Genomic DNA, 21,827 nt, shown 5'->3' on the forward strand with positions numbered 1-21,827 from the left:
CCGGTTTACCCGAAGACGTTTTCGCGACGGTTCTTGCTGATGAAGGTGGTGACCTGGGGCAGGGTGGTCTCGATATCGGCCTCATATTTGAGGAGGACATTGAGCGTGTCCTTGACCATCTGCTGATCCAGTTCGCCTGCCTGCAACAGCACAAGCACGCGGGCCCAGTCGATGGCCTCGCTGACCGAAGGCAGCTTCTTCAGGTCCAGCGTGCGCACATCGTTGATGAAGCTGACGATCTGGCGCCGCAACGTTTGGGAGATGCCGGGCACACGGCTCTCCACAATACGTTCTTCGAGCCGCTGTTCGGGGAAGCCGATGTGCAGATGCAAGCAGCGCCGCTTGAGGGCGTCGCCGAGGTCGCGTTCGCTGTTCGAGGTCAGGATCACCGTCGGTGCCGCCAGCGCTGTCACCGTGCCAAGTTCGGGGATCGTGACCTGAAAATCCGACAGGATTTCGAGCAGCAGGGATTCGAATTCCGCATCCGACTTGTCGATTTCGTCGATCAGCAGCACGCAGCCCTGTGGCTGTTCGAGTGCCTGCAACAGTGGCCGCGGCTCGACGAACTCCTTGGAGAAGAAGACGTCACCGAAATCGTGAAGTTTGTTCAGTGCCGCCGGAAGCGTCTCCGCTTCACCGAGAACCTCGCTGAGCTTATCCTTCAGGATCTGGGTGTAGAGAAGCTGTTTGGCGTATTTCCACTCGTAGAGCGCCTTGGCCTCATCGAGCCCTTCGTAACATTGCAGGCGGATCAGCTTGAGGCCGCGCCACGCGGCAATGGCCTTGGCGAGTTCGGTCTTGCCGACGCCGGCCGGGCCTTCCACGAGGATCGGCTTTTCAATCCGCTCCGAGAGATAAACGGCAGTCGCGATCTGACGGCTGGCGATGTAGCCGGCCGATGCCAGGCCCTGTTCGACCGCGTCGATGGAGGCTGTCGGCTGATGCTCGGTCACGATCGTAAAACTCCCGGAAGGCTTTGGCTGGCGATGTTATTTTGGGCGTCCCAAGCGCTTGCCGGGAGCCGGTTCCTTGCTACGCCGCTATGACAGTTTCGTCCATATCGGCGCCGCGATGCATGCCAGCTCGTCTTCCACACGGACCGCTGTGCGGAATGAGGAACTGCTGCGTGGACGTCTCCAGCGACGTTCCGTTGCAGGCCAGTTAGCGCCGGTTAACGAATTGTTGCTAAACCCCCGGCTGGCTGAAGGGGTTGTGATGCCGAAGACGATGGATCGTAATGTTTGCCACCGATCTGTCGCAGTTGATCCCTCAATCGGCCCCAAAGTTCCAGCATTCAATGCGGTGCGGGGAGTTGACGATGCTCAAGAAATTTCTGTCCAAATATATTCTGGAAGTGATCCCATCGATCTTGGCGACGGTTGTCGGCGCCTACATTGTGACGCACTACATCAACAACAAGCCGGAGGCCGACAAGCCGCAGGCGGCTATGGCCGCTCCGACGAACCCCGCCAAGGCTCCAGATACCCCCGCCAGCAACAAGCCAGCGCAGCAGAACGACACTGCGCAAGCCGAGAAAGCTGCCAAGGCTGAGGCTGCCAAGGTGAAGGCCGCCGAAAAGGCTGCTGCGGATAAGGCTGCCGCCGAAAAGCTCGCCAGCGAGAAAGCGGAGAAAGCCGCAGCCGAGAAATTTGCCGCCGAGAAGGCGCTGGCTGAGAAGGCCGAAAAGGAAGCGAAAGAAGCGGAAGCCCGCCGGGCTCGTGAAAAGACCGTTGCCAAGGCTGCTCCTGTTGCCCCCGCCGCCGAGGCTAACGCTGTGGCAGATGACAAGCGCGATGCCAACGATCTGGCCCGGGCCGCGATCGAACGCCTGCGCAGCGCCGATCAGCCCCGCCAGGCTGAACAACCCCGCGCGCAGGACACAGCACGGGTGATCGAGACCTCGCGGCCGCAGGAGCGCCGGGTCAACAGCGTCGTCTATACGCCGCCGTCGATGGTGCAGCCGCTGCCTCCCGCGGTGACGATTGCACCGACGCCTACTGAAACTGAGACACGGGCTCCGCAGGCATCCGCACCCCGCTCCACCGAAGCACAGGCTGACGACTCGATGCGCCTCACACCGCCGGCGGATATCCCGCCGCGCCAGTTGCGCGCCGAGGAACGTCCGTCGGTCGCCGAAGATGTGGTATCGGCTGCGAAGTCGGTGTTCCAGGCTGTCGTGCCGCGCTAACGCGGATACCGATTATTTAGATGGTTTCGTTTTAACGCCGGTTTGAGCCGGAGCTTCAGCTTCCACGCTGTCCAGAAACTCCTTCACGGTGCTGACAGATCCGGATCGGGTCTCGACGTAACCGGGAAGACTCGCGATAGCGTCATGGAATTCCTGGCCCTTCATGATGTCGATCACGCGCTTCATCGGCTCGGTTTCGAGGAATGAACGGCGGCAGACGAAGAAATAGTCCTCGGTCAGCAACCGGATGAAATCGAGCCCGAATTGGCGGGCTGCAGCCTCTACGCCGAAACTCACATCTGCCATGCCGCTCGCGACGTAAGCGGCAACGGCGGCATGGGTGAATTCGATCTGCTGGGCACCATTGATTTTCGCTTCATCGATCTTGTGCAGGGCCAACAGCTGATCGAACAGCAATCGCGTCCCGGAATCGTGGTCGCGGTTGACGAACCGGGCCTGAGACGAAACCAGATCTTCCAGCGATGTGATCTTCAGCGGATTGCCGCGCTTCACCATCAGGCCCATTTCGCGGGTCACAAAGCTGATGACGCGGTCTTCGCGCGGATCGAGCCATTCGCGATAAGCCTGAATGTTCTGTGCGCGCAGTTCTCCACGCGGAAGATGAACGCCGGAGAGGTCGCAGGCGCCTTGAGCCAGTGACTCAAGCGAATGCTGGTTGCTGACGTAGCGCAGGTCGACACCGATCCCGGGTTCGCGATCCAGCAGCTCGCGCAATTTGGAGACCGCGAAGCCGTGACTCGCGTGGACGCGGATCACAGACGGGCGCTGATGCAGGAACGGTTTGATTTCCGTCGCCAGCTCTTGCGCAAGGTTTTCGAGTTGGGGGCCGAGCCGCGCCTGCATGCGCTCACCCGCCCAGACAAGCTTTTCTCCGAAAGGCGTCAGTTTGGTGCCTTTGCCGCGCTGGGTTTCGACCAGCGGCACGCCAAAGAACGCGGACCACTGTTCCACGAGATTCCAGACGTGCCGATACGAGAGCTGGGCGTGGTCAGCGGCGCTGGTGAGTTTTCCGGTTTTCCGGATCTCGTTCAGGATTCCGAGCATCACCACGGCGGTCTGCGGGCTGCCTTCCTTATGAAATCGCCAGATGGTCTCGATCTCGATATGTAACATTTGTGCGCCAATCTTATGAAATTAATTTCATATGAACGTGAGCTCACCGGTATGCGATTTCATATTTACACGGGCATATTTAGTACACACATTGAGGGACAAGAACAGGAGGAATATGATGTCAATTGCATATGACTATTCCCACGAAAAAACGTCCCCGGTGTCCCGCTCCACTGAGAAGCTGCTGCTGATCGATGGCCAGCGTGTCCCGTCGGTCTCCGGCCGCACCTTCAACACGTTGAACCCGGCCACGGAGCAGGTCATCGCGACTATTGCCGAAGGTAACGCTGACGACGTGGATCGCGCCGTTGTCGCTGCTCGGCGTGCCTTCGAAGGCCCATGGCGCACCATGCGTGCCTCCGAGCGCGGCCAAATCCTGCTGCGCTGGGCCGACTTGATGAAGCAGCATTCGGATGAGATCGCAGAAATCGAAAGCCTCGACGCGGGCAAGCCCATTGCCGGCGTGCTGCGGCAAGACCTTCCGGCCGCGATCGATACGTTGACCTATTACGCCGGCTGGGCCGACAAGATTCATGGCGAGGTCGTCCCGACCCGTGACGAAGCTTTGACTTACACGCTGCGCGAACCCGTGGGCGTGGTGGCCGCTATCGTGCCGTGGAATTTCCCGCTGATGATCGGCATGTGGAAGTTGGCCCCTGCACTGGCTTGCGGCTGCACGGTGGTCATGAAGCCGGCCGAGCTGACGTCATTGTCGGCACTACGTATTGCCGAGTTGGCGCTGGAAGCCGGTCTGCCTCCGGGTGTGTTCAACGTCGTGACGGGACCGGGCCGCGTGGTCGGAGATGCGCTGGTCAATCATCCGGACGTCGACAAGGTGACCTTCACCGGTTCGCCCGGTGTGGGCCGCGGCATCCTTCGTGGTGCAGCCGGAAATTTCAAGCGCGTGTCGCTTGAGCTCGGCGGCAAATCCGCGAACGTGATCTTTGAAGACGCTGACCTCGACGCTGCGACCAAGGCTGCCGCGTCGGGCATTTTCTTCAATGCAGGTCAGGTGTGCTCAGCGGGCTCCCGCGTGCTCGCTCACGAAGCCGTTTACGACGAAGTCGTCGAGCGGCTCACGGCACGTGCGAACGCGATCCGCATCGGCAATCCGCAGGACCGCGCGACCGTGATGGGTCCGGTGATTTCCGAGAAGCAGATGAAATCGATTCTCGATTATGTCGACATCGGCCAGAAGGAAGGTGCGCTGCTGACGACGGGTGGCGAGCGGATCGGTACGCGCGGCTACTTCATCAGTCCCGCGGTCTTCGCGAACGTGAAGCATGAGATGCGGATCTCGCAAGAAGAGATCTTCGGACCGGTGGTGAGCGTCATCAAGTTCAAGGATGAAGCTGACGCCCTGCGCATCGCCAACGGAACGGCCTACAGCCTTGCCGCTGGCGTCTGGAGCCGGGACATGGGCCGCGTACAGCGTTTCGCCAAGAAGGCCCGCGCCGGCACGGTCTGGATCAACACTTACGGCTACACCGACGTTCGATTGCCGTGGGGTGGTGAGCGCGATTCCGGTTTCGGTCGCGAACACGGCACTGCCGCGATCGATAACTTCACCGAGCCCAAGGCTGTGTGGATGAATCTCAACGTTTAAAGCAGCTTCCTCCTGCGGGTGAGGGACTGTCTTCCCGGATCGGCGGCAGTGTCTCACCCGACTTTTTCGGACAGAAGCAGGGATGGACTGACAAAAACGCGGGCGAGAGCCCGCGTTTTTGTTTGCGCAACGCTTGGCAAATTGGCGCAATTCTCACCCCATGATTGGGTGGTGAAGCGGAGCCGGCGTTGAGCCATGAAAACTGTACTATGGATCGTGATGGGTGCGGCGGCGGTTTACGCGGCTGCTATTGGCGCCCTGTATTTCTACCAACGGTCGTTGCTTTATCCAGCCCCACAGACCACACGGACAGATCCGGCGTCAGCCGGCTTTCCGCAAGCGCAGGAAGTCGTCCTCGAGACCAAGGATGGCGAGAAGGTCATCGTCTGGCATGTCCCGCCGAAGGAGGGAAAGCCGGTCGTGCTGTTCTTTCACGGCAACGGCGAGGTGCTGGCGTGGCGAGTGCCGCGCTTCCAGGCCATCACCGCGGATGGCACAGGCTTGGTTGCATTGTCGTTTCGCGGCTATGGCGGCTCGAGCGGCACGCCAAGCGAGGAGGGTTTGCTGAACGATGCCGCAGCAGCCTACGATTTCGCAGCCGCTCGCTATTCACCGTCACGCATTGTCCCGTGGGGTTATTCGCTGGGCAGCGGCGTTGCCGTTGCCATCGCAACAACACGGCCTGTCGCGAAGCTGATCCTGGAAGCGCCTTATACCTCAACAGAGGATGTTGCAGCTGCCGCGTTTCCGTGGGTGCCGGTGCGATGGCTGATGCGCGATCGCTTCCATTCCGATCAGCGTATCGCAAAGCTCGATGTGCCCTTGCTGATCATGCACGGCGAGAAGGACACTGTTATTCCGATCGGCATCGGCAGGCGGCTGTTTGATTTGGCCCCCGGCCGCAAACGTTTCGTCGCTCTGCCAAAGGGGACGCACGTTAATCTGGATGAGCAGGGCATTATCCCGATCGCGCAAGCCTTTCTGGCAGGCGACGGCAAGGACTGACGATTGGGTAGATAAAAATAGACAAACAAAAACGCGAGCCGTGAGGCCCGCGCTTTGAACTAAAAATCTGAAAGTCGCTTAGCGTGGGCCGCGCGGACCTGCGCCTGCACCGCCACGGCCACCGCCTGCGCCACGGTCCGCACCCGGACCAGCGCCGAACACCGGCTTCGGCTTCATCGGCAACAGGCCTTCGCGCTGCAGCTTCTTGCGGGCCAGCTTGCGGGCGCGGCGAACGGCTTCCGCCTTTTCGCGGGCCTTCTTCTCGGACGGCTTTTCGTAATGGCCGCGGAGCTTCATCTCGCGGAAAATACCCTCGCGCTGCATCTTCTTCTTGAGCGCCTTGAGGGCCTGATCAACATTGTTATCGCGGACGAGAACCTGCACGCGGCATCCTCTTGTTTTGAACGATCTGTAATTCGGAAGATGTTGGAGGGGCCGACAAAAGGCCATGCCCTTCCCATCAAGGGCGCGGATTTACCAGATCAAACCGGGAATGTCCACCTGTGGACAACGATTTTCAACCTATAAGCGCGCAATAAATAAGGGCGAAACTACCGGTCCCGGGCTTTTGAGTCGGTAGATTCAGCAGGCCTTAAGGGGCTTCTTACAGGGTCTCAAAGGTTTAATCGGAACCCTTCGTCCAGCGGAGATAAAACATGAACGCAAAAAAATACACGGCTGAGGCTATTGGTACCTTCTGGCTGACCTTCGCGGGCTGCGGCAGCGCGGTCATCGCTGCGGCTTTCCCACAGGTCGGCATCGGGCTTTTGGGCGTCTCGTTTGCGTTTGGCTTAAGCGTCGTGACCATGGCCTATGCCATCGGTCATATCTCCGGCTGCCACCTCAATCCGGCGGTGACGGTCGGGCTCGCGGCCGGTGGCCGGTTCCCCGGCGGGCAGGTCCTGCCGTACATCATTGCGCAGGTGATCGGGGCGATAGCTGCCTCGGCGCTGCTTTACATGATCGCCAGCGGTGCCCCCGGGTTCGACGTGACCAAAGGGTTCGCCGCAAACGGCTTTGAGGCCCATTCGCCCGGCGGATACAGCCTTGTTGCCTGTTTCGTGATGGAAGTCACGATGACGGCGGTGTTCCTGTTCGTTATCATGGGCTCGACCCACGGCAAGGCTCCAGCGGGATTCGCCCCGTTGGCGATTGGTCTCGCGCTCGTGCTGATCCATCTGGTCAGCATTCCTGTGACCAATACCTCGGTCAATCCGGCACGCAGCACGGGTCCTGCGCTGTTCGTCGGTGGCTGGGCTTTGCAGCAGTTGTGGCTGTTCTGGGTTGCCCCGCTGATCGGCGGGGTCATCGGTGGTGTCGTTTATCGTTGGCTCAGCGACGAACCGACAGGAACGGTCGCGGGCGACCGATAACGGACAAGCTTTTTGAATGAGATACAGGCTGCCGCGAGCAATCGTGGCAGCTTTTTCTTTGGGAGTGAGGTCAGTCGTTTTCGACGACTGTGACGTGGCCCATCTTGCGGCCCGGGCGCGGCGCACCCTTGCCGTAGAGATGCACGGTTGCGCCCGGTTTTGTCAGCCACTTCCCGTAATCGAGAATGTCGTTCCCGATCAGGTTGGTCATGGTGACGTTGCCGTGGCGGACCGGCTGAGCGAGCGGCCAGCCGGCAATGGCGCGAATGTGCTGTTCGAACTGCGACACCGAGGCGCCATCGAGCGTCCAGTGACCGGAATTGTGCACGCGCGGCGCGATCTCGTTCACCAGCAAGGTCGGCGTGGTGCCGTTCACGCCAGGAACGACGAACATTTCCACAGCCAGCACACCGACGTAATTGAGAGCGGTCGCAATTTTCTCGGCTATGGCGCGGGCCTGGGCGCCCACGCTTTCTGGAATAGCGGCGGGCGCGCGCGAGATCTTCAGAATATGGTCGCGATGCTCATTTTCGGTGACATCGTAGCAAACTACTTCGCCAGTCACGCTGCGCGCGGCGATGACGGAAATTTCGCGCTCGAACGGCACGAAGCCCTCAAGGATAGCGGAACGTGTTTCGAGCTCGGCCCAGACCACTTCTGGATCGTCACCCTCGCGTATCACGATCTGGCCCTTACCGTCGTAGCCGAAGCGCCTCGTCTTGAGCACGGCAGGAAGACCGATCTTCGCGATCGCTGCTTTCAATTCGTCTGCCGAAGATACGTCAGCATAAGGTGCGGTCGCGATGCCGAGCTTGGTGACGAAGTCCTTCTCGATAAGGCGGTCCTGGGTGGTTTGCAGGACTTCTGGATCGGGCAACACCACACGGCGGGCAGCAAGAATCATCGCCGTTGCGGACGGCACATTCTCGAATTCGTAGGTGATGACATCGACGTCCGATGCAAACAGCTCAAGCGCCTCGACATCCGCGTATTCCGCGCAGGTCGCGTTCTGCACCACGTCGAAGGCTGGCGAATCCGGATCGGGTGAAAAGACCTGCGCCTTGAGGCCCAGCCTCGCGGCGGCAAGCGCCAACATCCGACCCAACTGTCCGCCGCCGAGAATTCCGATGGTGTCGCCTGGTTTCAGCGTCACCCGCTTCGAAGATGTCACTTAGGGTCCTCCGGGCGCTCGCGGACCGCCTCGGTCTGTTGCTTCCGCCATGTGGCGAGCTTGGTCGCAAGGCCAGCGTCGTTCAGGGCCAGCATGCTTGCCGCGAGCAGGGCGGCATTGATAGCGCCCGGCTTTCCGATCGCCAAGGTGCCGACCGGGATTCCGGCAGGCATTTGCACAATCGAATAAAGGGAATCGACACCGGACAGCGCCTTGGATTCGACCGGCACGCCGAGCACAGGAAGTTCCGTCAGGGCGGCCGCCATGCCCGGCAGATGGGCGGCACCGCCGGCCCCGGCGATCACGATCTTGAAGCCGGCCGCCTTGGCCCCCTTGGCAAAGGCATACAGCCGTTCCGGGGTGCGGTGCGCCGATACGATCAACGCCTCGTGTGAAATACCGAGTGCCGTCAGGGTTTCAGCGGCGTGACGCATGGTCTCCCAGTCGGACTGGCTTCCCATGATAATGGCGACGGCAGCGGTCATGCGGAAATCTTTGAAAAGGGTGGAAAAAAGAGACGCGGATTATAGGGTTGCACTTTCGCGTGGCAAGCCATGGGGAATGGACTATCCTTTCATGGTCAACGCCGGCAAGGGCGATTCTCCGCCTGTTTTCGGTGCGTGGAGCTGCAGCAGGACGCGTGGCAAAGGTGCCAATTTGAAAGTCTCGAAGACCGGGGCGGCCACGGGACGGCCGGGTCCAAAAGCGTCCAGCACGACAACAGCCAAGGCACGGCCCAAAGTTCCGGCCAAATTGTCTGCCACCAAGGGCATAGCGCAGTCAGCGCGCGCGCTAAAAGCAGAAGCTGAGATTGAAATCCTCAAGGCACAGCTTGCCGCCGCCCATGCCAGGATCGATGAACTCCAGGCTTGGGCAGATACGGATTTTCTGCTGAACATTTACAATCGCCGCGGTTTTGAGCGGGAACTCAACCGCGCCAGCGCTTACATGAACCGCTATCACGCGACCGGTGCGTTGATTGTGTTGGACGTGGATCATCTGAAACCGATCAACGACACTTTTGGCCATGCCGCGGGCGATATGGTGCTGAAAGGCGTGGTGGCGGTGCTGATGCGGTACATCCGCTCGTCGGATGTCGTCGGCCGGCTCGGGGGCGACGAATTCGCCTTGCTGCTCTGGAACCTGTCAGAGACCGATGCGAGCGCCAAGGCCTTGGCTCTTGAGCAGGCGATCGACTCCCTGATCTTCATGTTCAAAGGACAGGCTGTGGCTGCTGGCGCTTCGGCCGGCGTAGCGATGCTGAAGCCGATGGATGATGCGGCTTTGGCATTGGAAAAAGCAGACCGAGCCATGTACGCCCGGAAAGCGGAGCGCAAAGGCGCAGCAGCATCCTTCGATCAGGCAATGATGTCCGGGGTAATCTGATCTTCGATGAACGAGATACGGTCGCGCAGTTGAAGCTTGCGCTTCTTCAACCGTTGTAGCCGCAGCAGATCAGGAGCCGGCGATTGTTGGAGCGCCTCGATAGCGGCATCCAGATCGCGATGCTCTTGCTGCAGTCGCGCCAGTTCAAGAGCAAATTCGTTGTTGTCCTGATCTACCATAACCGTCGGTGAGTTAGCTCTGCCGGGCTTCAGCAAACCTGTTGAATTAGATGGTGTGCCGCACGCGCATTGTCATTGCAGAAAACAGGAATAATTTCCAGTAATGGAATTGCCAAATGGTTCCTTCAGAACCGTTTTTTAATCGTGAGAAAAATTTTAAGCTTGTTTCTGCGTTCCTTGTCGACAGCGCGTCTCCGTCATGTACACTTCATGGTCTGGATCGAGTGGGCTCAACCATTCGATCCCACTAAAGGAGCGCGTTTTCACGCGAACCGGATACGCCATTCGCTTGTTAGCGCGTTTCATCCAACTTTGAAGTCAATCAACAAAGGAGGATACATATGGCGATCGAGTCGCATCTCGTTGAACTGGAACGCAAGCACGAAGTTCTGGAAAACGAATTGCACGATGCTCTCCAGCATCTTTCCACAGACGACCTCCACATCATTGAACTGAAGCGCCGGAAGCTGGTGCTGAAGGATCAAATCGAACGTATCCGCCACGCGGCCAGTTCGACCGTTCACTGACATAGCAAAAACCATAGCCAATGCGGGCACCCCGTGATGATCGTGACGGCAAATGCCGTCGCGGCCTTCGCATCATGATCGCACAGCCGCCACTCGCGCGACTTCGTCCGCGATGGCCAGTGATGATGTCAGTCCGGGCGATTCAATCCCGAACAGATTGATCAGTCCGGACACGCCGTGATCTTGCGGTCCCTGGATCAGGAAGTCCTGCTTTGCCACGGCAGGCGGGACGATCTTGGGCCGGATGCCTGAATAACTGGGCGTCAAGGCTCCGTCCGGCAATGCGGGCCAATAGCGCCGGATCGCGGGATAAAATCGTTCGGAGCGTGAAGCATCGACGGCGTAGTCGATTGTATCCACCCACTGCACATCCGGTCCAAACTTCGCTTGTCCACCGAGATCGATGGTGAGGTGCACGCCGAGGCCGCCAGGCTCCGGCACCGGATAGATCAGATGCGTGAATGGCGCGCGGACGTTGCAGCTGAAGTAGTTGCCTTTTGCATAGTAAGCCGTCGGGATGCGATCGGCTGGCATCCCGTCGATCGCGCGCGCAATGGAAGGCGCAGCGAGACCGGCCGAATTGATCAGCAGCTTGCAGCCGATATCCATCGGAGCTTCGCCGCCGACATGAAGGACGAAGCCTTCGGGAGTTACTTTCGCGCCCATCAACGGTGCATGAAATGCGAAAGCAGCGCCCGCGTTCTCTGCATCGCCGCGCAACGCGAGCATGTAGGCGTGGCTATCGATGATGCCGGTCGAGGGCGACAAGAGAGCGCCCACACAATTGAGTGCCGGTTCGAGCGCGCGTGCCTCTTCACCCGTCAGCGTTTTCATGTCGTCGACGCCGTTCGCTTTGGCATGCGCTTTGATCGAAGCGAGTTTGGCGACTTCATCTTCGGTGGTGCCGACGATCAATTTTCCGCATCGGCGATAGGGGATTCCGTGATCGTCGCAATAAGCGTACAGCGCCTTCTTGCCGCTGACGCACATGCGCGCCATTAAGCTTCCCGCAGGATAATAAATTCCGGCATGGATGACTTCGCTGTTTCGCGATGACGTTCCGGTGCCGATATCTTCCGCGGCTTCCACGACGATGACTTCTAGGCCCGCTTGGGCCATCCGTCGTGCTGTGGCGAGGCCAACAACGCCGGCGCCCACGACTACGCAATCAATCTTGTCCATTCATCGTCCAAAGTCGTTTCGCTTGATCCGCATGATCAAGTCCACGTGCATGACGTATAGCGAGGCGCGGAATAAAGGCCAACCACGCTACCCAAAATAAAGAACCGCGCCATCAGGCATAGGGAGCTGGCGACGCCCGAGCAGGATCTCGACCGACGTGATGTTGTCGCACCAATATGCGTTAGGTCCTCCCACGTCGCGGGCGACTTGCTTGATAAGCGCATCGTTGTCGAGGCTCGGTCCTCCATAACCATCGCGTATGTTGTCATGTACAAGTTGCTGGAAGGGCAGCAACTCAAAGCGCACGTCGATGCGATCCTCGGTGAGCCGTTCCTGGTTAAACTGTAGCGGATCAGGGTTGAGATCTGTGCCGGGGCGATAGCCCGATAGAAGGTGTCGGCCTTGAGCATTTGCTTCGATCAACACGAGACAGGACGAGTCGTAGAGATTGAGCTGGAAGCCGGGAGCAGACAAACGGCGCAGAAGCTCGACCAGGCGCATCCATTGCGCACCCGGGGCACGCGCGCCGAGCAACTCGAGTGGCGTGGTCTTAACGACGGTCCATCCCGGCGCTCCCGGAAAGATCGCGACACCCCACGTCTCGGCTTGTAACGGATCAGTGCCCAGTTTTTCGAGAGGCGAGGGTGGTGGCGCGATCGCCTGTTGCGTGCGCTCTTCGCGCAGAAGGGTTCCAACAGCATCCGCAACCCGTTGGCTTGCACCGTCTTGGATGTAAGTCGTGTTTTGCCACAAGCCCATTCAAGCGCCAGACTTTATCACAACGTATGAAGGTCTCTCGCGCGGTATTGCCTTTTCCGCCTCAGCATAACAAAGGTCCGCGCGATCCCTTGGCATTAGGGTTTCGTTAATCACGAACCGCCTTTGCCTCTATTTTAGACAAAATTACGTCACGTACAGGGTACGCATTTACCCGATTCAAACGGCAACAGCCAGACAATCCCTCCCGGAAGAATCCGTGGAATGGGAATGACTGGCTGGCAGAAGCAAGCGAGCGAACCGATCATCGCGAGTCCCGGAAGGGCCTCGGTGGTGCTGCTTGCCTTGTCGGCAGCGGCTTTCCTTTCGGAAGCATCCGCAGCCGCGATGTCTCCGCCATCGATAATCCTGGCGTCCTATTCCGATCCCAGCATGATCTGGAACATCCTGGTCAGCGGATTTGTCATTTTTGCTTTTCTGGCATGCGTCATTCTGTGGGTGATGGCGGCGCTGCGCAAGTTGCGACGGGCGAACACCAGCCGCTCAGCCTTTGTCTCGACGGCACTGAATAATCTCAGCCAGGGCGTCGTCATGGTGGATGGGCGCAAGCGCGTCGTTTTCTGCAACGACCGCTATCTCGAAATCTATGGATTGTCGCGGTCGGACATCTTCAAGGGCATGACAGGCCGGCAGTTGATCGAGCTGCGTGCGGCGCGGGGCATGCTCGGCTCAGCCGACGAGTCTATCGAAGAATACTACAGGCAGGTTCAGTCGCAGGAAGGTTACATCTGCGAGCTGAAGGATGGCCGCTCGATCCTGATCAAGCATCGGGAGTTGACGAAGGGCGGAGGCGTATCCACGCATGAGGACTACACCGCGCAGCGCACCCTGGCGAAGCAGCTTGCGACGACCAAGAACTTCCTTGAATCGGTCATCGACAACATTCCTGTTTGTGTCGCCGTTAAAACCATCGAAGACGGCCAATATATCCTCGCCAACCGCGCGTTCGAGCAATTCTCGCAGCTGAGCCGCGAGCAGATCGTAGGCAAGACGGCGGAAGACCTTTACACGCTGCAGACGGCGCGCACGATCACGCAGGCCGACCAGGCGACAATAGTTTCACCCGAGGGGCAAGTTCGCAGCGAGTTCTTCATCGAGCGTCGAGGCGAGAGGCGCATGCTTGCGAGCAATCGCGTCATCGCACGCAACGAGAAGAATGAACCGGAATATCTGGTCGCGCTGTTCGAAGATGTCACCGAACGCCGCAGCGCCAAGAAGTTCCTTGAGCTGGTGGTTGATAATATTCCTGTCGCCCTTGTCGTGAAGCGGCTGCGCGACGGTCAATTTGTTTTGGCCAATCGAGGCGCCGAGACGACGTTGAGCCGCCCTCGTGAGGAGGTTGTTGGCCGAACCGTCGAGGATATCTGCACGCCGGCTGATGCGCAGCTCATCTTGAAGCGCGACGAGGATGCTGTCCGCAAGGGTGGAATTGTCACCGAGGAGCATCCGATTCAGACCGAAAACGGCCTGCGTCTGTTCCTGACGCGGCGGATGACTGTTCCGAACGAAGCGGGCGAACCGGAATATCTCATCAAGACTCACGAAGACATCACCGACCGGCGCGAGACGGAATCGCGCATGGCCCACATGGCCTATCACGACACGTTGACGGGTCTGCCAAATCGCGCTGCGTTCCAGCAGGCCATGGAACAGATGATCGATGCGTGTGCGGATTGTAACGAAGAGTTCGCGGTGTTGTCGGTCGATCTCGATCGCCTGAAGGATATCAATGACGTCTTCGGTCACGAAGTCGGCGATAAGCTGTTGATCGAAGTGTCGCGGCGAATCGAGAGTGCGTCGCCAGGAGCAGTGGTCGCGCGCCTGAGCGGCGACGAATTCGGGCTTATCATCGATGGCGCTCAGCCGGAGGCAGCAAAGGCGCTTGCTGCTCGCCTGTCGCAGGCGGTGCAAGATGAATTCATCGTCGATGGCCGCTCGCTCCGTATTGGCCTGACCGTTGGTATATCGCTGTTCCCGCGTAACGGCAGTGACGGCGAAGCGCTGCTGTCCAATGCCGATGCCGCTCTGTTCCGTGCCAAGGCGAAGTCCCGCGGCTCGGTCAGTTTCTATGAAGCCGAAATGGATCAGCAGATCCGCGACCGCCGTGCCCTGCACCAGGATCTTTCGGCCGCCATCCGCAACGGCGAGCTGTCGTTGCATTATCAGCCGCAGGCAAAAACCCGCCATCATTTGTCCGGGGACGATGTCATCGGCTTCGAGGCGTTGGCACGATGGGTTCATCCCAAGCGCGGCTTTGTCCCGCCGAGCGACTTTATTCCGTTGGCAGAGGAAAGCGGCCTGATTGTCGAGATGGGCGAGTGGATCCTGCGCGAAGCATGTCGTGAGGCGGCTTCGTGGCCGCGGCCGCTGCAGATTTCGGTCAATCTTTCCCCGGCGCAGTTTGCGCACGGCGATCTCGTCAGCCTGGTGCACTCGATCCTGCTTGAGACCGGGCTGTCACCCAGCCGTCTGGAACTTGAGATTACCGAAGGCGTCCTGATTGACGACTTCGACCGCGGTCTGTCACTGCTGCGACGGCTGAAGGCGCTCGGTGTGCGGATCGCCATGGACGATTTCGGCAGTGGCTATTCTTCGCTGACCTACTTGCAGGCGTTCCCGTTCGACAAGATCAAGATCGACCGCGCTTTTGTGATGAATCTCGGACGTAACACGCAATCGGCCGCCATCATTCGTGCGATGATCGGCCTTTGCCATGGTCTTGGAATTTCCATCGTGGCCGAAGGTGTGGAAACGCAGGATCAGCTTAGCTTCCTCTCGGATGAAGCCTGCGATCAGGTGCAGGGCTATTTCCTCGGCAAGCCGGCCCCGATTCCGAACTATGCCGAATGGGTCGGTCGTCCAGCCACTGACGCACGCAAGATCGGCTGAAGTCTCCGTCGCGTTACCAAATCTTTCGTTGACTTGTGGTGACTCTCGTCGGAGATCATCGCGACATGACCGATTTCGACGTCGCGATCATCGGCGGGGGATTGAACGGCGTGGCCATCGCTCGCGACGCCGCCGGTCGCGGATTGCGCGTTGCTCTTTTCGAGCAACATGACCTTGGGAGCAGTGGACCCCAGGCTGCCCCGCACCTGCTTCATGGAAATTTTTTCGATCTGGAGCGCCGTCGCGCCCTCGGTGTCCGCCGTGCATTGCGGGAGCGCGATGTTATGTTGCGGACGGCTCCGCATCTGGTCCGGCCGCTGCGTTTCGTTCTGCCGGTGCATTCCGAAGAACGGCCGCTCGCGGTGTTGCGTGCGGGTCTCTACGTCTATGAGCGCCTCGCTTCGGGCGGTCCGCTGCCGCGCACCGAGACGCTCGACCTGACGATCCATGTGACCGGCCACCCTCTCAAACGTTCGCTGGGAACCGCTTGCGCCTATTCCGATTGCGTGGTGGACGAGTCACGGTTGGTGATGCTTAACGCCCGTGACGCGGCGGAACGTGGCGCTGCCATCACCACTGGCGCCCGGTGCGCCCGCGCGGATCGCTCCGATGTCTGGAAGTTGGCCGTGATCAATCGCGGTCAGCGAGAGATCGTCACCGCCCGCGCGTTGGTCAATGCGACTGGCCCCTGGTCTCCGAGCGTTGCTGAAACCGTCTTGCATGTGCCGGCAGTTCCGCTGCGCGTCAGCCGGGTCAGCCAGATCATCGTGAAGAGGCTCTTCGAAGGCGACCATGTCTATGCCTTTCAGAACGACGATCAGCGTGTGATTTATGCAATTCCGTTTCATGAGGATTTCACCCTCATCGGCACGGCCGTTCAGGCATTCAGGGGCGATCCGTCGATCATGTCGGCGACGTCGGCCGACATCGGCTATCTCTGCAAGGCAGCCAGCCGCTACTTTCGCGAACGCATCGAGCCGGCCGACGTTATTCACGCCATGGCCGGACCAGATGTGACGAATGAGCGCGATCATCCGCACCGGGACGGCTTTATGAAGCTCGAGCGGAAGTATGGGGAAGCGCCTCTGCTCACGGTCTTCGGTGGCGACACAACCACGGCGCGGCGCCGCGCGGAACATGCGACGACGCAATTGGCCCGGTTCTTCATCGCACGACCGGTCTGGACCGCGACGTCACCGCTCCCCGGGGGCGATTTTTTGTGGGATGACCACGACGATCTGGTTGAAAACACCCGGCAGCGCTGGCCTTTTCTTAATCAGCGCCATGCACGCCGCCTGGTGGCGGCCTATGGTAAGCGAGTTGGGGATATTTTAAATGCTGCGGAACATCCGGATGAACTCGGCCCGGTTTTCGGCGAAAACCTGACCGGAGCAGAGGTGCGTTATCTCATGGGGAAGGAATGGGCGAGATTTGCTGACGATGTTCTGTGGCGGCGCTCCAAGCTCGGACTGACCATGGCGGCTCCGGATCGCGAGGCTCTGGAAAAATTCATGGCGGCGGCATGAGCGTTGATCAGTTGCAGTCTCGACCGCTGTTGAGAATTTCCTCAGTGGTGAAGCGCTTCGGCGGCTTTACGGCGGTCGACGGCCTGTCGCTCGACATCGGCGCAGGGGAATTCTTTGCGTTGCTGGGACCCAGCGGCTGCGGCAAGACCACGCTGCTGCGCATGCTGGCAGGTTTCGAGGCGCCCGACTCGGGCGCAATTCATTTGAACAATGAGGACATTGCGCATGTGCCGCCGCATCAGCGGCCGGTGAACATGATGTTTCAGAACTATGCGTTGTTTCCGCATCTCACGGTCGAGGGCAATATTGCTTTCGGCCTCAAGCGTGCCGGCCTGCCGAAGGCCGAGATCGATACGCGGGTCGCAGACATGGTCGCACTTGTCCGCCTTGGTGGTTTCGAGAAACGGCGCCCCGATCAACTGTCCGGCGGCCAGCGTCAGCGGGTGGCGTTGGCGCGCTCGCTTGCGCGCCGTCCGCAGGTTCTGCTGCTCGATGAGCCGCTGGCGGCCCTCGATAAGAAGCTTCGTGAGGAAACACAGGCGGAACTGATCGACGTGCAGCGTCGTCTCGGGATGACTTTTGTCATCGTGACCCATGATCAGGAAGAGGCCATGACGCTCGCCGATCGAATCGGCGTGATGGACAAGGGGCAGCTCGTGCAGGTGGCGCCGCCGCGCCAGCTCTATGAGGCGCCGGTCTCGCGCTGGATCGCGGGTTTCGTCGGAGACATCAACCTGATCGAAGGGCAGGTTTCATCTCGTGATGTCAACGACGTCACCGTCAACACGTTGGCTGGGGAAACGATCACCGCCTCGCAGGCGCCGGAGGGCGCTTCAGCTGTCTGCGTCGCGATCCGGCCTGAGAAAATCAGGCTCATGCACGCGGAACAGGGCGAATCAGATTCGCCGAACACGCTCGCAGGTGAATTGACCGACATCGGGTTTCTTGGCGGTGTATCGGTCTACAAGGTCAAGCTTCAATCGGGCGCGGTGCTTCGGGTTGCTGCACCCAATGCTACACGCAGTGCTGCGAATGGATTTGCGGTCGGACAGCAAGTCAGCGTCTCTTTCGCCCCGGACGACATCGTGGTGCTGGATCGATGAGCACGCGGAAGATCTTCACGCGTCCGGCTCGGATCGCGGCGATTGCGCCCTACCTCTGGATGCTGTTGTTCTTTCTGGTGCCGTTTGGCTTCGTGCTGAAGATCGCTCTGTCGCAGACGGCGATCGCACAGCCACCCTACGTGCCGCTGTTTGATCTTGCGGCCGGTTGGGACAATTTCAAATCTGCACTGGCGGCACTGTCTCCGGACAATTTCAAACTGCTTTCGTCTGACGACCTTTACATTCTGTCGTATGTCCGCAGTCTCATCGTTGCATTGAGTGCAACCGCCATTCTGCTGCTGATCGGCTATCCGGTCGCCTATGGAATGTCGCGCCTGCCGCAACGCTGGCAGCTCATCGCAATGATGCTTGTCATCGTTCCATTCTGGACGTCATTTTTGATCCGCATCTATGCCTGGATCAACATCCTGCAGCACGACGGATTGCTCAATAAAATTCTGCTTTCGCTCGGCATCATCGACAAGCCGCTGGTTTGGCTTGCGACCGATGCGGCGATGTATCTTGGTATCGTCTATTCCTATTTCCCGTTCATGATCCTGCCGCTCTACGCGACCCTGTCGAAAATGGACGAGACGTTGCTGGAAGCAGCTAGCGATCTGGGATGCTCCCGCAGCAAAGCATTCTGGCTGGTGACATTTCCGTTGTCGCTCCCCGGCATCGGTGCTGGCGTCCTGCTGTGTTTCATTCCGATCGTCGGTGAATTCGTCATTCCGGATCTGCTGGCCGGCTCAGGCAATCTGATGATCGGGCAGACCTTGTGGCTTGAATTCTTCACCAACAAGGATTGGCCTGTGGCCTCCGCCATTGCCGTCGTGCTGCTGGCGGTTCTGCTGTTGCCGCTGTTGGTTTACGAGAAGCTGCAGCGCCGTCATCTGGAGGCGCAGCGCTGATGGCGGGTGAAAATACCAAGCGTCTGTCTCCGTTCAACATGGCCTCCGTTGCGATCGGGATCGCGTTCCTCTACCTGCCGATCGTCATTCTTGTGATCTATTCGTTCAACGCGTCGCGCCTGGTGACCGTTTGGGGCGGATGGTCGCTGCGGTGGTATTGGGAGTTCTTCAACGACCAGGCCATGTTGTCGGCCACGTGGATGAGCCTGCGCGTAGCTGTGGTCGCTGCCACGCTTGCGACGATCCTTGGAACGCTCGCGGCCATCGCGCTGTCGCGAGGGGAGAGCTTTCGCGGACGAACGCTGTTCTCCGGCATGCTATATGCGCCTTTGGTGATGCCGGAAGTCATTACAGGCTTGTCGCTGTTGCTGCTGTTTGTCGCGATCAACGCCGAGCGCGGGTTCTGGACCGTCACCATCGCGCACACTACGCTGACCATGTGCTTTGTCGCTGTTGTGGTTCAGTCGCGTTTGAACGGCCTTGATCGCAGTCTGGAGGAGGCGGCGATGGATCTCGGGTGTACGCCGCTACGGGCCTTCATCGCTGTGACCTTGCCGTTGATCCTGCCCTCGATCATTGCGGGATGGCTATTGGCCTTCACGCTCTCACTCGATGATCTGGTGATTGCGAGCTTTACTACGGGGCCCGGTTCGGCGACGCTGCCGATCCGCATCTATTCAGAGGTGCGGCTCGGTGTGAAGCCGGAGATCAATGCGATCTGCACTTTGGTCGTCGGTGCCGTGGCATTGGTGATCATCGCGGCGTCTCTTGCTTCCAAGCTCTCAAGCAAGCAAGGCGAAAGCGCTGCGCCGCTCTAATTCGACTTCTCGGAGTTTTGGGTCGCGGCGGCGGATGGCGGGTTGCCCGAGGTCGCCGGCGCCGGTGGGGCGCTGCCAGATGTGTTGTTGTCTGGAGCTTTTTTGCCGCCGGTGAAACGTTCAATGACGGACTTCACGGCATCGCGTGTCTTGCTGTCTTTTATTGAATCGAGCAGTGGTGCTGACGCTGGCGAGCGGCGGATCAGTGAATCTGAATCCGGGAAGATCAGCGGATCGTCCCATGGTCCCTGCACCACGAACGGCAGTTGGAAGGTTGGTGGCGCGTCTTTCGCGGACACGAGGCTGGCAACGCCCTTCAGGTCATACTCGCGCGCAGGCACGGATGCCGTTCCGCTGAGCGTGACGATTGTGGTCGGTCCCTCAAGCCGGGCATCCTCCGTCGTAGCGATGCCGTCATTGAAGCGGATGGAAATATTCAGTTTGTCGAAGGGCGTACTGCCGGTGCGGAAGTTACCTGCACCCGACAAGGGGCGTCGTTCAAGCCGCTTCAGGAGCTGCTCTATATTCATGCCCCCAATCGCGCCGTCGTGGCCAGCCAGACTTGCGGTGCCATCGAGCGACTGGGCCAGTCCGAATGGACTGGAGCCCGATGCTTCCAGCGCCAGATTGAGGTTCCCGCGTCCCGTCAGTTTGCTGACGCCGAACATCTCATTGGCGCAGGTCGCCAGGTCGACGTCGGTGAATTGGAACTGAGCCTTCACGTCGGCAGTCGCATCTGATCGGGCGATGCCGATTGAGCCTTTGAGGATCCCGCCATAAACTTGTGCTTCGCCGATGCTCAGCGCCAACGTGCCGTTGCGCAAATTGGCGCCCACGGCGGTGCGGCCGAGCTTAGAGGGGCCGATGGTGACCTTCGCTGCGGACAAGCGCATGTCGAGATCGGTCGCCGACAATCCGCGGAGATCGAACAACTGTCTATTCCAGTCGCGTGCTCCGCTGGCCAGCCAGCGCACAGTATTGACGTAGGGCGTGAAGTCGAGCGTGTCTGCGGCCAGCGTCGCCTGGACAGTCTGCCGCTCACCCCTGCTGTAGGTGATCACGCCTTCCGCGGAGTTGCCATCGAGTTCGAGATTGACATTGGTCAGCGCGATTGATTCACCAACGACATTGGTGCGAGCCTTGAGCGCAAAACGTTCGAGCCCGCCAGTGGCGGGTGTATCCTGTCCGGCCCAGCGCAAGGCATTACGCAAGGAGGGACTGTCGGCCGTCAGCGTTCCTTCCATCAGAAGGCTGGTCCGGTTTGCTATCGCGCCGTCGAACGCGAATTTCAAAGGTGCGCTTGTGACGCGAACCTTGATCGCCGATCGGTCGCCGGACAGCGCCGCGACAAAATCAGCGATGTTCAGGCTGCCATCGACGCGCTCGCCGCGCCAGTCAAACTGGCCGGTCGCAGCAAAGGCACGTGAAATGGAAGGCCATGCCAGAGACAGATCAACGCCGTCGATCGTTTCGGTCCCGTTGTGAGCGTTCTGATAGCTGAGGGCGCCGTCCTTGATGCGAATTTCCGAAAACGAGACTGGACTGTCCACGCTCGGTTTCAACGTGCGTGCCAGTGTTTCGACAATGGGGGTCCAGTTGCTCTGGCCGTCCACGCCGTGCTTCACGTTCATCTGCGGATGCAGCAATATGACATCCGCGATGTCGTAACGGCCTAATAGCAGCGACGGCAGGCGCAGATTGGCGGTCAACTCATCGACTGTCAGGGGCTCGTCGGCGAATCCGCTGCCACGTGTGCTGGTGCCTTTGAGCCCGACCTTGTGCAGCTTGACGTAGCTGCCGGGAAAGATCGAGATGTCGACGTCACCATTCACCACCAGATCAAGGCCGGTGGCGGCGCGAATCTGCCGTTCCACAGACTGCTGCACGGCGTTCCGGTCGACGAGCCACGACATCGCGATCAGCCCGATCAAAACGGCTGCGAGCAATGCCGCAATCGGTATCCCGAGGCGTTTTATTCCTTGGGCCATCGTCAATGAGGTCATCCGGTAAGGGGCGGTGGCTTGAAAAGCACCGGCAGATTCCCTCCTGCCG

Annotated in this window: 20 protein-coding genes; 11 read left to right on the top strand and 9 right to left on the bottom strand. The window is 59.6% G+C overall.

Annotated elements, in window-relative coordinates; translation table 11 throughout:
* Nucleotides 1-5: 5 nt before the first annotated feature.
* Nucleotides 6-953 carry an AAA family ATPase gene (locus tag ACZ5C3_RS04135; RefSeq protein ID WP_464044541.1) on the bottom strand — a complete coding sequence of 316 codons (948 nt, stop codon included), beginning with the start codon at nucleotides 951-953 and terminating at the stop codon, nucleotides 6-8.
* A gap of 365 nt (nucleotides 954-1,318) precedes the next feature.
* On the opposite strand from ACZ5C3_RS04135, the gene ACZ5C3_RS04140 reads away from it, so the two are divergent.
* Nucleotides 1,319-2,188 (top strand): cell envelope biogenesis protein TolA, encoded by an 870-nt coding sequence (locus ACZ5C3_RS04140; RefSeq protein WP_464035483.1) that lies wholly within the window; start codon nucleotides 1,319-1,321, stop codon nucleotides 2,186-2,188.
* Nucleotides 2,189-2,200: 12 nt separating this feature from the next.
* Here ACZ5C3_RS04140 and ACZ5C3_RS04145 read toward each other — a convergent pair whose 3' ends face one another.
* Nucleotides 2,201-3,322 (bottom strand): substrate-binding domain-containing protein, encoded by a 1,122-nt coding sequence (locus tag ACZ5C3_RS04145; RefSeq protein ID WP_464035485.1) that lies wholly within the window; start codon nucleotides 3,320-3,322, stop codon nucleotides 2,201-2,203.
* Between the two features lie 118 nt (nucleotides 3,323-3,440).
* Between ACZ5C3_RS04145 and ACZ5C3_RS04150 the strand changes: the two genes are divergently transcribed.
* Both ACZ5C3_RS04150 and ACZ5C3_RS04155 read left to right on the top strand, forming a co-directional pair.
* Nucleotides 3,441-4,928: an aldehyde dehydrogenase family protein gene (locus tag ACZ5C3_RS04150; RefSeq protein ID WP_464035487.1), complete on the top strand. Its 1,488-nt coding sequence runs from the start codon at nucleotides 3,441-3,443 to the stop codon at nucleotides 4,926-4,928.
* Between the two features lie 195 nt (nucleotides 4,929-5,123).
* Nucleotides 5,124-5,933, top strand: a complete 810-nt coding sequence (locus ACZ5C3_RS04155) for an alpha/beta hydrolase (protein ID WP_464035489.1) — start codon at nucleotides 5,124-5,126, stop codon at nucleotides 5,931-5,933.
* A gap of 78 nt (nucleotides 5,934-6,011) precedes the next feature.
* Here ACZ5C3_RS04155 and rpsU read toward each other — a convergent pair whose 3' ends face one another.
* Nucleotides 6,012-6,317, bottom strand: a complete 306-nt coding sequence (gene rpsU, locus ACZ5C3_RS04160) for a 30S ribosomal protein S21 (protein ID WP_424629358.1) — start codon at nucleotides 6,315-6,317, stop codon at nucleotides 6,012-6,014.
* 272 nt (nucleotides 6,318-6,589) lie between these two features.
* Between rpsU and aqpZ the strand changes: the two genes are divergently transcribed.
* A complete protein-coding gene (aqpZ, locus tag ACZ5C3_RS04165) occupies nucleotides 6,590-7,306 on the top strand; it encodes an aquaporin Z (RefSeq protein ID WP_464035491.1) in 717 nt (238 codons plus the stop codon).
* Nucleotides 7,307-7,376: 70 nt separating this feature from the next.
* Here aqpZ and ACZ5C3_RS04170 read toward each other — a convergent pair whose 3' ends face one another.
* A complete protein-coding gene (locus ACZ5C3_RS04170; protein ID WP_464035493.1) occupies nucleotides 7,377-8,477 on the bottom strand; it encodes a 5-(carboxyamino)imidazole ribonucleotide synthase in 1,101 nt (366 codons plus the stop codon).
* Nucleotides 8,474-8,962, bottom strand: a complete 489-nt coding sequence (gene purE, locus ACZ5C3_RS04175; RefSeq protein ID WP_464044542.1) for a 5-(carboxyamino)imidazole ribonucleotide mutase — start codon at nucleotides 8,960-8,962, stop codon at nucleotides 8,474-8,476. The genes ACZ5C3_RS04170 and purE overlap by 4 nt, the downstream gene beginning before the upstream one ends.
* A 76-nt stretch (nucleotides 8,963-9,038) precedes the next feature.
* On the opposite strand from purE, the gene ACZ5C3_RS04180 reads away from it, so the two are divergent.
* Nucleotides 9,039-9,863, top strand: a complete 825-nt coding sequence (locus tag ACZ5C3_RS04180; RefSeq protein WP_464044543.1) for a GGDEF domain-containing protein — start codon at nucleotides 9,039-9,041, stop codon at nucleotides 9,861-9,863.
* Here ACZ5C3_RS04180 and ACZ5C3_RS04185 read toward each other — a convergent pair.
* Nucleotides 9,836-10,042 (bottom strand): YdcH family protein, encoded by a 207-nt coding sequence (locus ACZ5C3_RS04185; protein ID WP_464038255.1) that lies wholly within the window; start codon nucleotides 10,040-10,042, stop codon nucleotides 9,836-9,838. The two genes, ACZ5C3_RS04180 and ACZ5C3_RS04185, sit on opposite strands and share 28 nt — an antisense overlap.
* A 341-nt stretch (nucleotides 10,043-10,383) precedes the next feature.
* On the opposite strand from ACZ5C3_RS04185, the gene ACZ5C3_RS04190 reads away from it, so the two are divergent.
* On the top strand, nucleotides 10,384-10,569 hold the full coding sequence (locus ACZ5C3_RS04190) for a YdcH family protein (protein WP_464035497.1): 186 nt from the start codon (nucleotides 10,384-10,386) through the stop codon (nucleotides 10,567-10,569).
* A 72-nt stretch (nucleotides 10,570-10,641) separates the two neighbouring features.
* On the opposite strand, the gene ACZ5C3_RS04195 is transcribed toward ACZ5C3_RS04190, so the two are convergent.
* A complete protein-coding gene (locus ACZ5C3_RS04195; RefSeq protein ID WP_464035499.1) occupies nucleotides 10,642-11,751 on the bottom strand; it encodes an NAD(P)/FAD-dependent oxidoreductase in 1,110 nt (369 codons plus the stop codon).
* An 87-nt stretch (nucleotides 11,752-11,838) separates the two neighbouring features.
* On the bottom strand, nucleotides 11,839-12,510 hold the full coding sequence (locus tag ACZ5C3_RS04200; RefSeq protein ID WP_464044544.1) for a hypothetical protein: 672 nt from the start codon (nucleotides 12,508-12,510) through the stop codon (nucleotides 11,839-11,841).
* 222 nt (nucleotides 12,511-12,732) lie between these two features.
* On the opposite strand from ACZ5C3_RS04200, the gene ACZ5C3_RS04205 reads away from it, so the two are divergent.
* The 5 genes from ACZ5C3_RS04205 to ACZ5C3_RS04225 all read left to right on the top strand — a co-directional run bounded on the left by ACZ5C3_RS04205 (nucleotide 12,733) and on the right by ACZ5C3_RS04225 (nucleotide 19,775).
* Nucleotides 12,733-15,417 (top strand): EAL domain-containing protein, encoded by a 2,685-nt coding sequence (locus tag ACZ5C3_RS04205; protein WP_464035503.1) that lies wholly within the window; start codon nucleotides 12,733-12,735, stop codon nucleotides 15,415-15,417.
* Between the two features lie 65 nt (nucleotides 15,418-15,482).
* Entirely contained in the window at nucleotides 15,483-16,943 is a 1,461-nt protein-coding gene (locus ACZ5C3_RS04210) for a glycerol-3-phosphate dehydrogenase (RefSeq protein ID WP_464035505.1), read from the top strand.
* The gene (locus tag ACZ5C3_RS04215) at nucleotides 16,940-18,046 is read left to right on the top strand and encodes an ABC transporter ATP-binding protein (protein WP_464035507.1); all 1,107 of its coding nucleotides are present in this window, start codon (nucleotides 16,940-16,942) and stop codon (nucleotides 18,044-18,046) included. Before ACZ5C3_RS04210 ends, ACZ5C3_RS04215 begins: the two co-directional genes overlap by 4 nt.
* Nucleotides 18,043-18,957, top strand: a complete 915-nt coding sequence (locus tag ACZ5C3_RS04220; RefSeq protein WP_464035509.1) for an ABC transporter permease — start codon at nucleotides 18,043-18,045, stop codon at nucleotides 18,955-18,957. Before ACZ5C3_RS04215 ends, ACZ5C3_RS04220 begins: the two co-directional genes overlap by 4 nt.
* Nucleotides 18,957-19,775 carry an ABC transporter permease gene (locus ACZ5C3_RS04225; RefSeq protein WP_464035510.1) on the top strand — a complete coding sequence of 273 codons (819 nt, stop codon included), beginning with the start codon at nucleotides 18,957-18,959 and terminating at the stop codon, nucleotides 19,773-19,775. Before ACZ5C3_RS04220 ends, ACZ5C3_RS04225 begins: the two co-directional genes overlap by 1 nt.
* Here the strand turns inward: ACZ5C3_RS04225 and ACZ5C3_RS04230 are convergent.
* Nucleotides 19,772-21,763 (bottom strand): AsmA family protein, encoded by a 1,992-nt coding sequence (locus ACZ5C3_RS04230; protein WP_464035512.1) that lies wholly within the window; start codon nucleotides 21,761-21,763, stop codon nucleotides 19,772-19,774. The two genes, ACZ5C3_RS04225 and ACZ5C3_RS04230, sit on opposite strands and share 4 nt — an antisense overlap.
* Between the last annotated feature and the right edge of the window lie 64 nt (nucleotides 21,764-21,827).

This window comes from Afipia dichlorophenoxyacetatis (assembly GCF_055386385.1).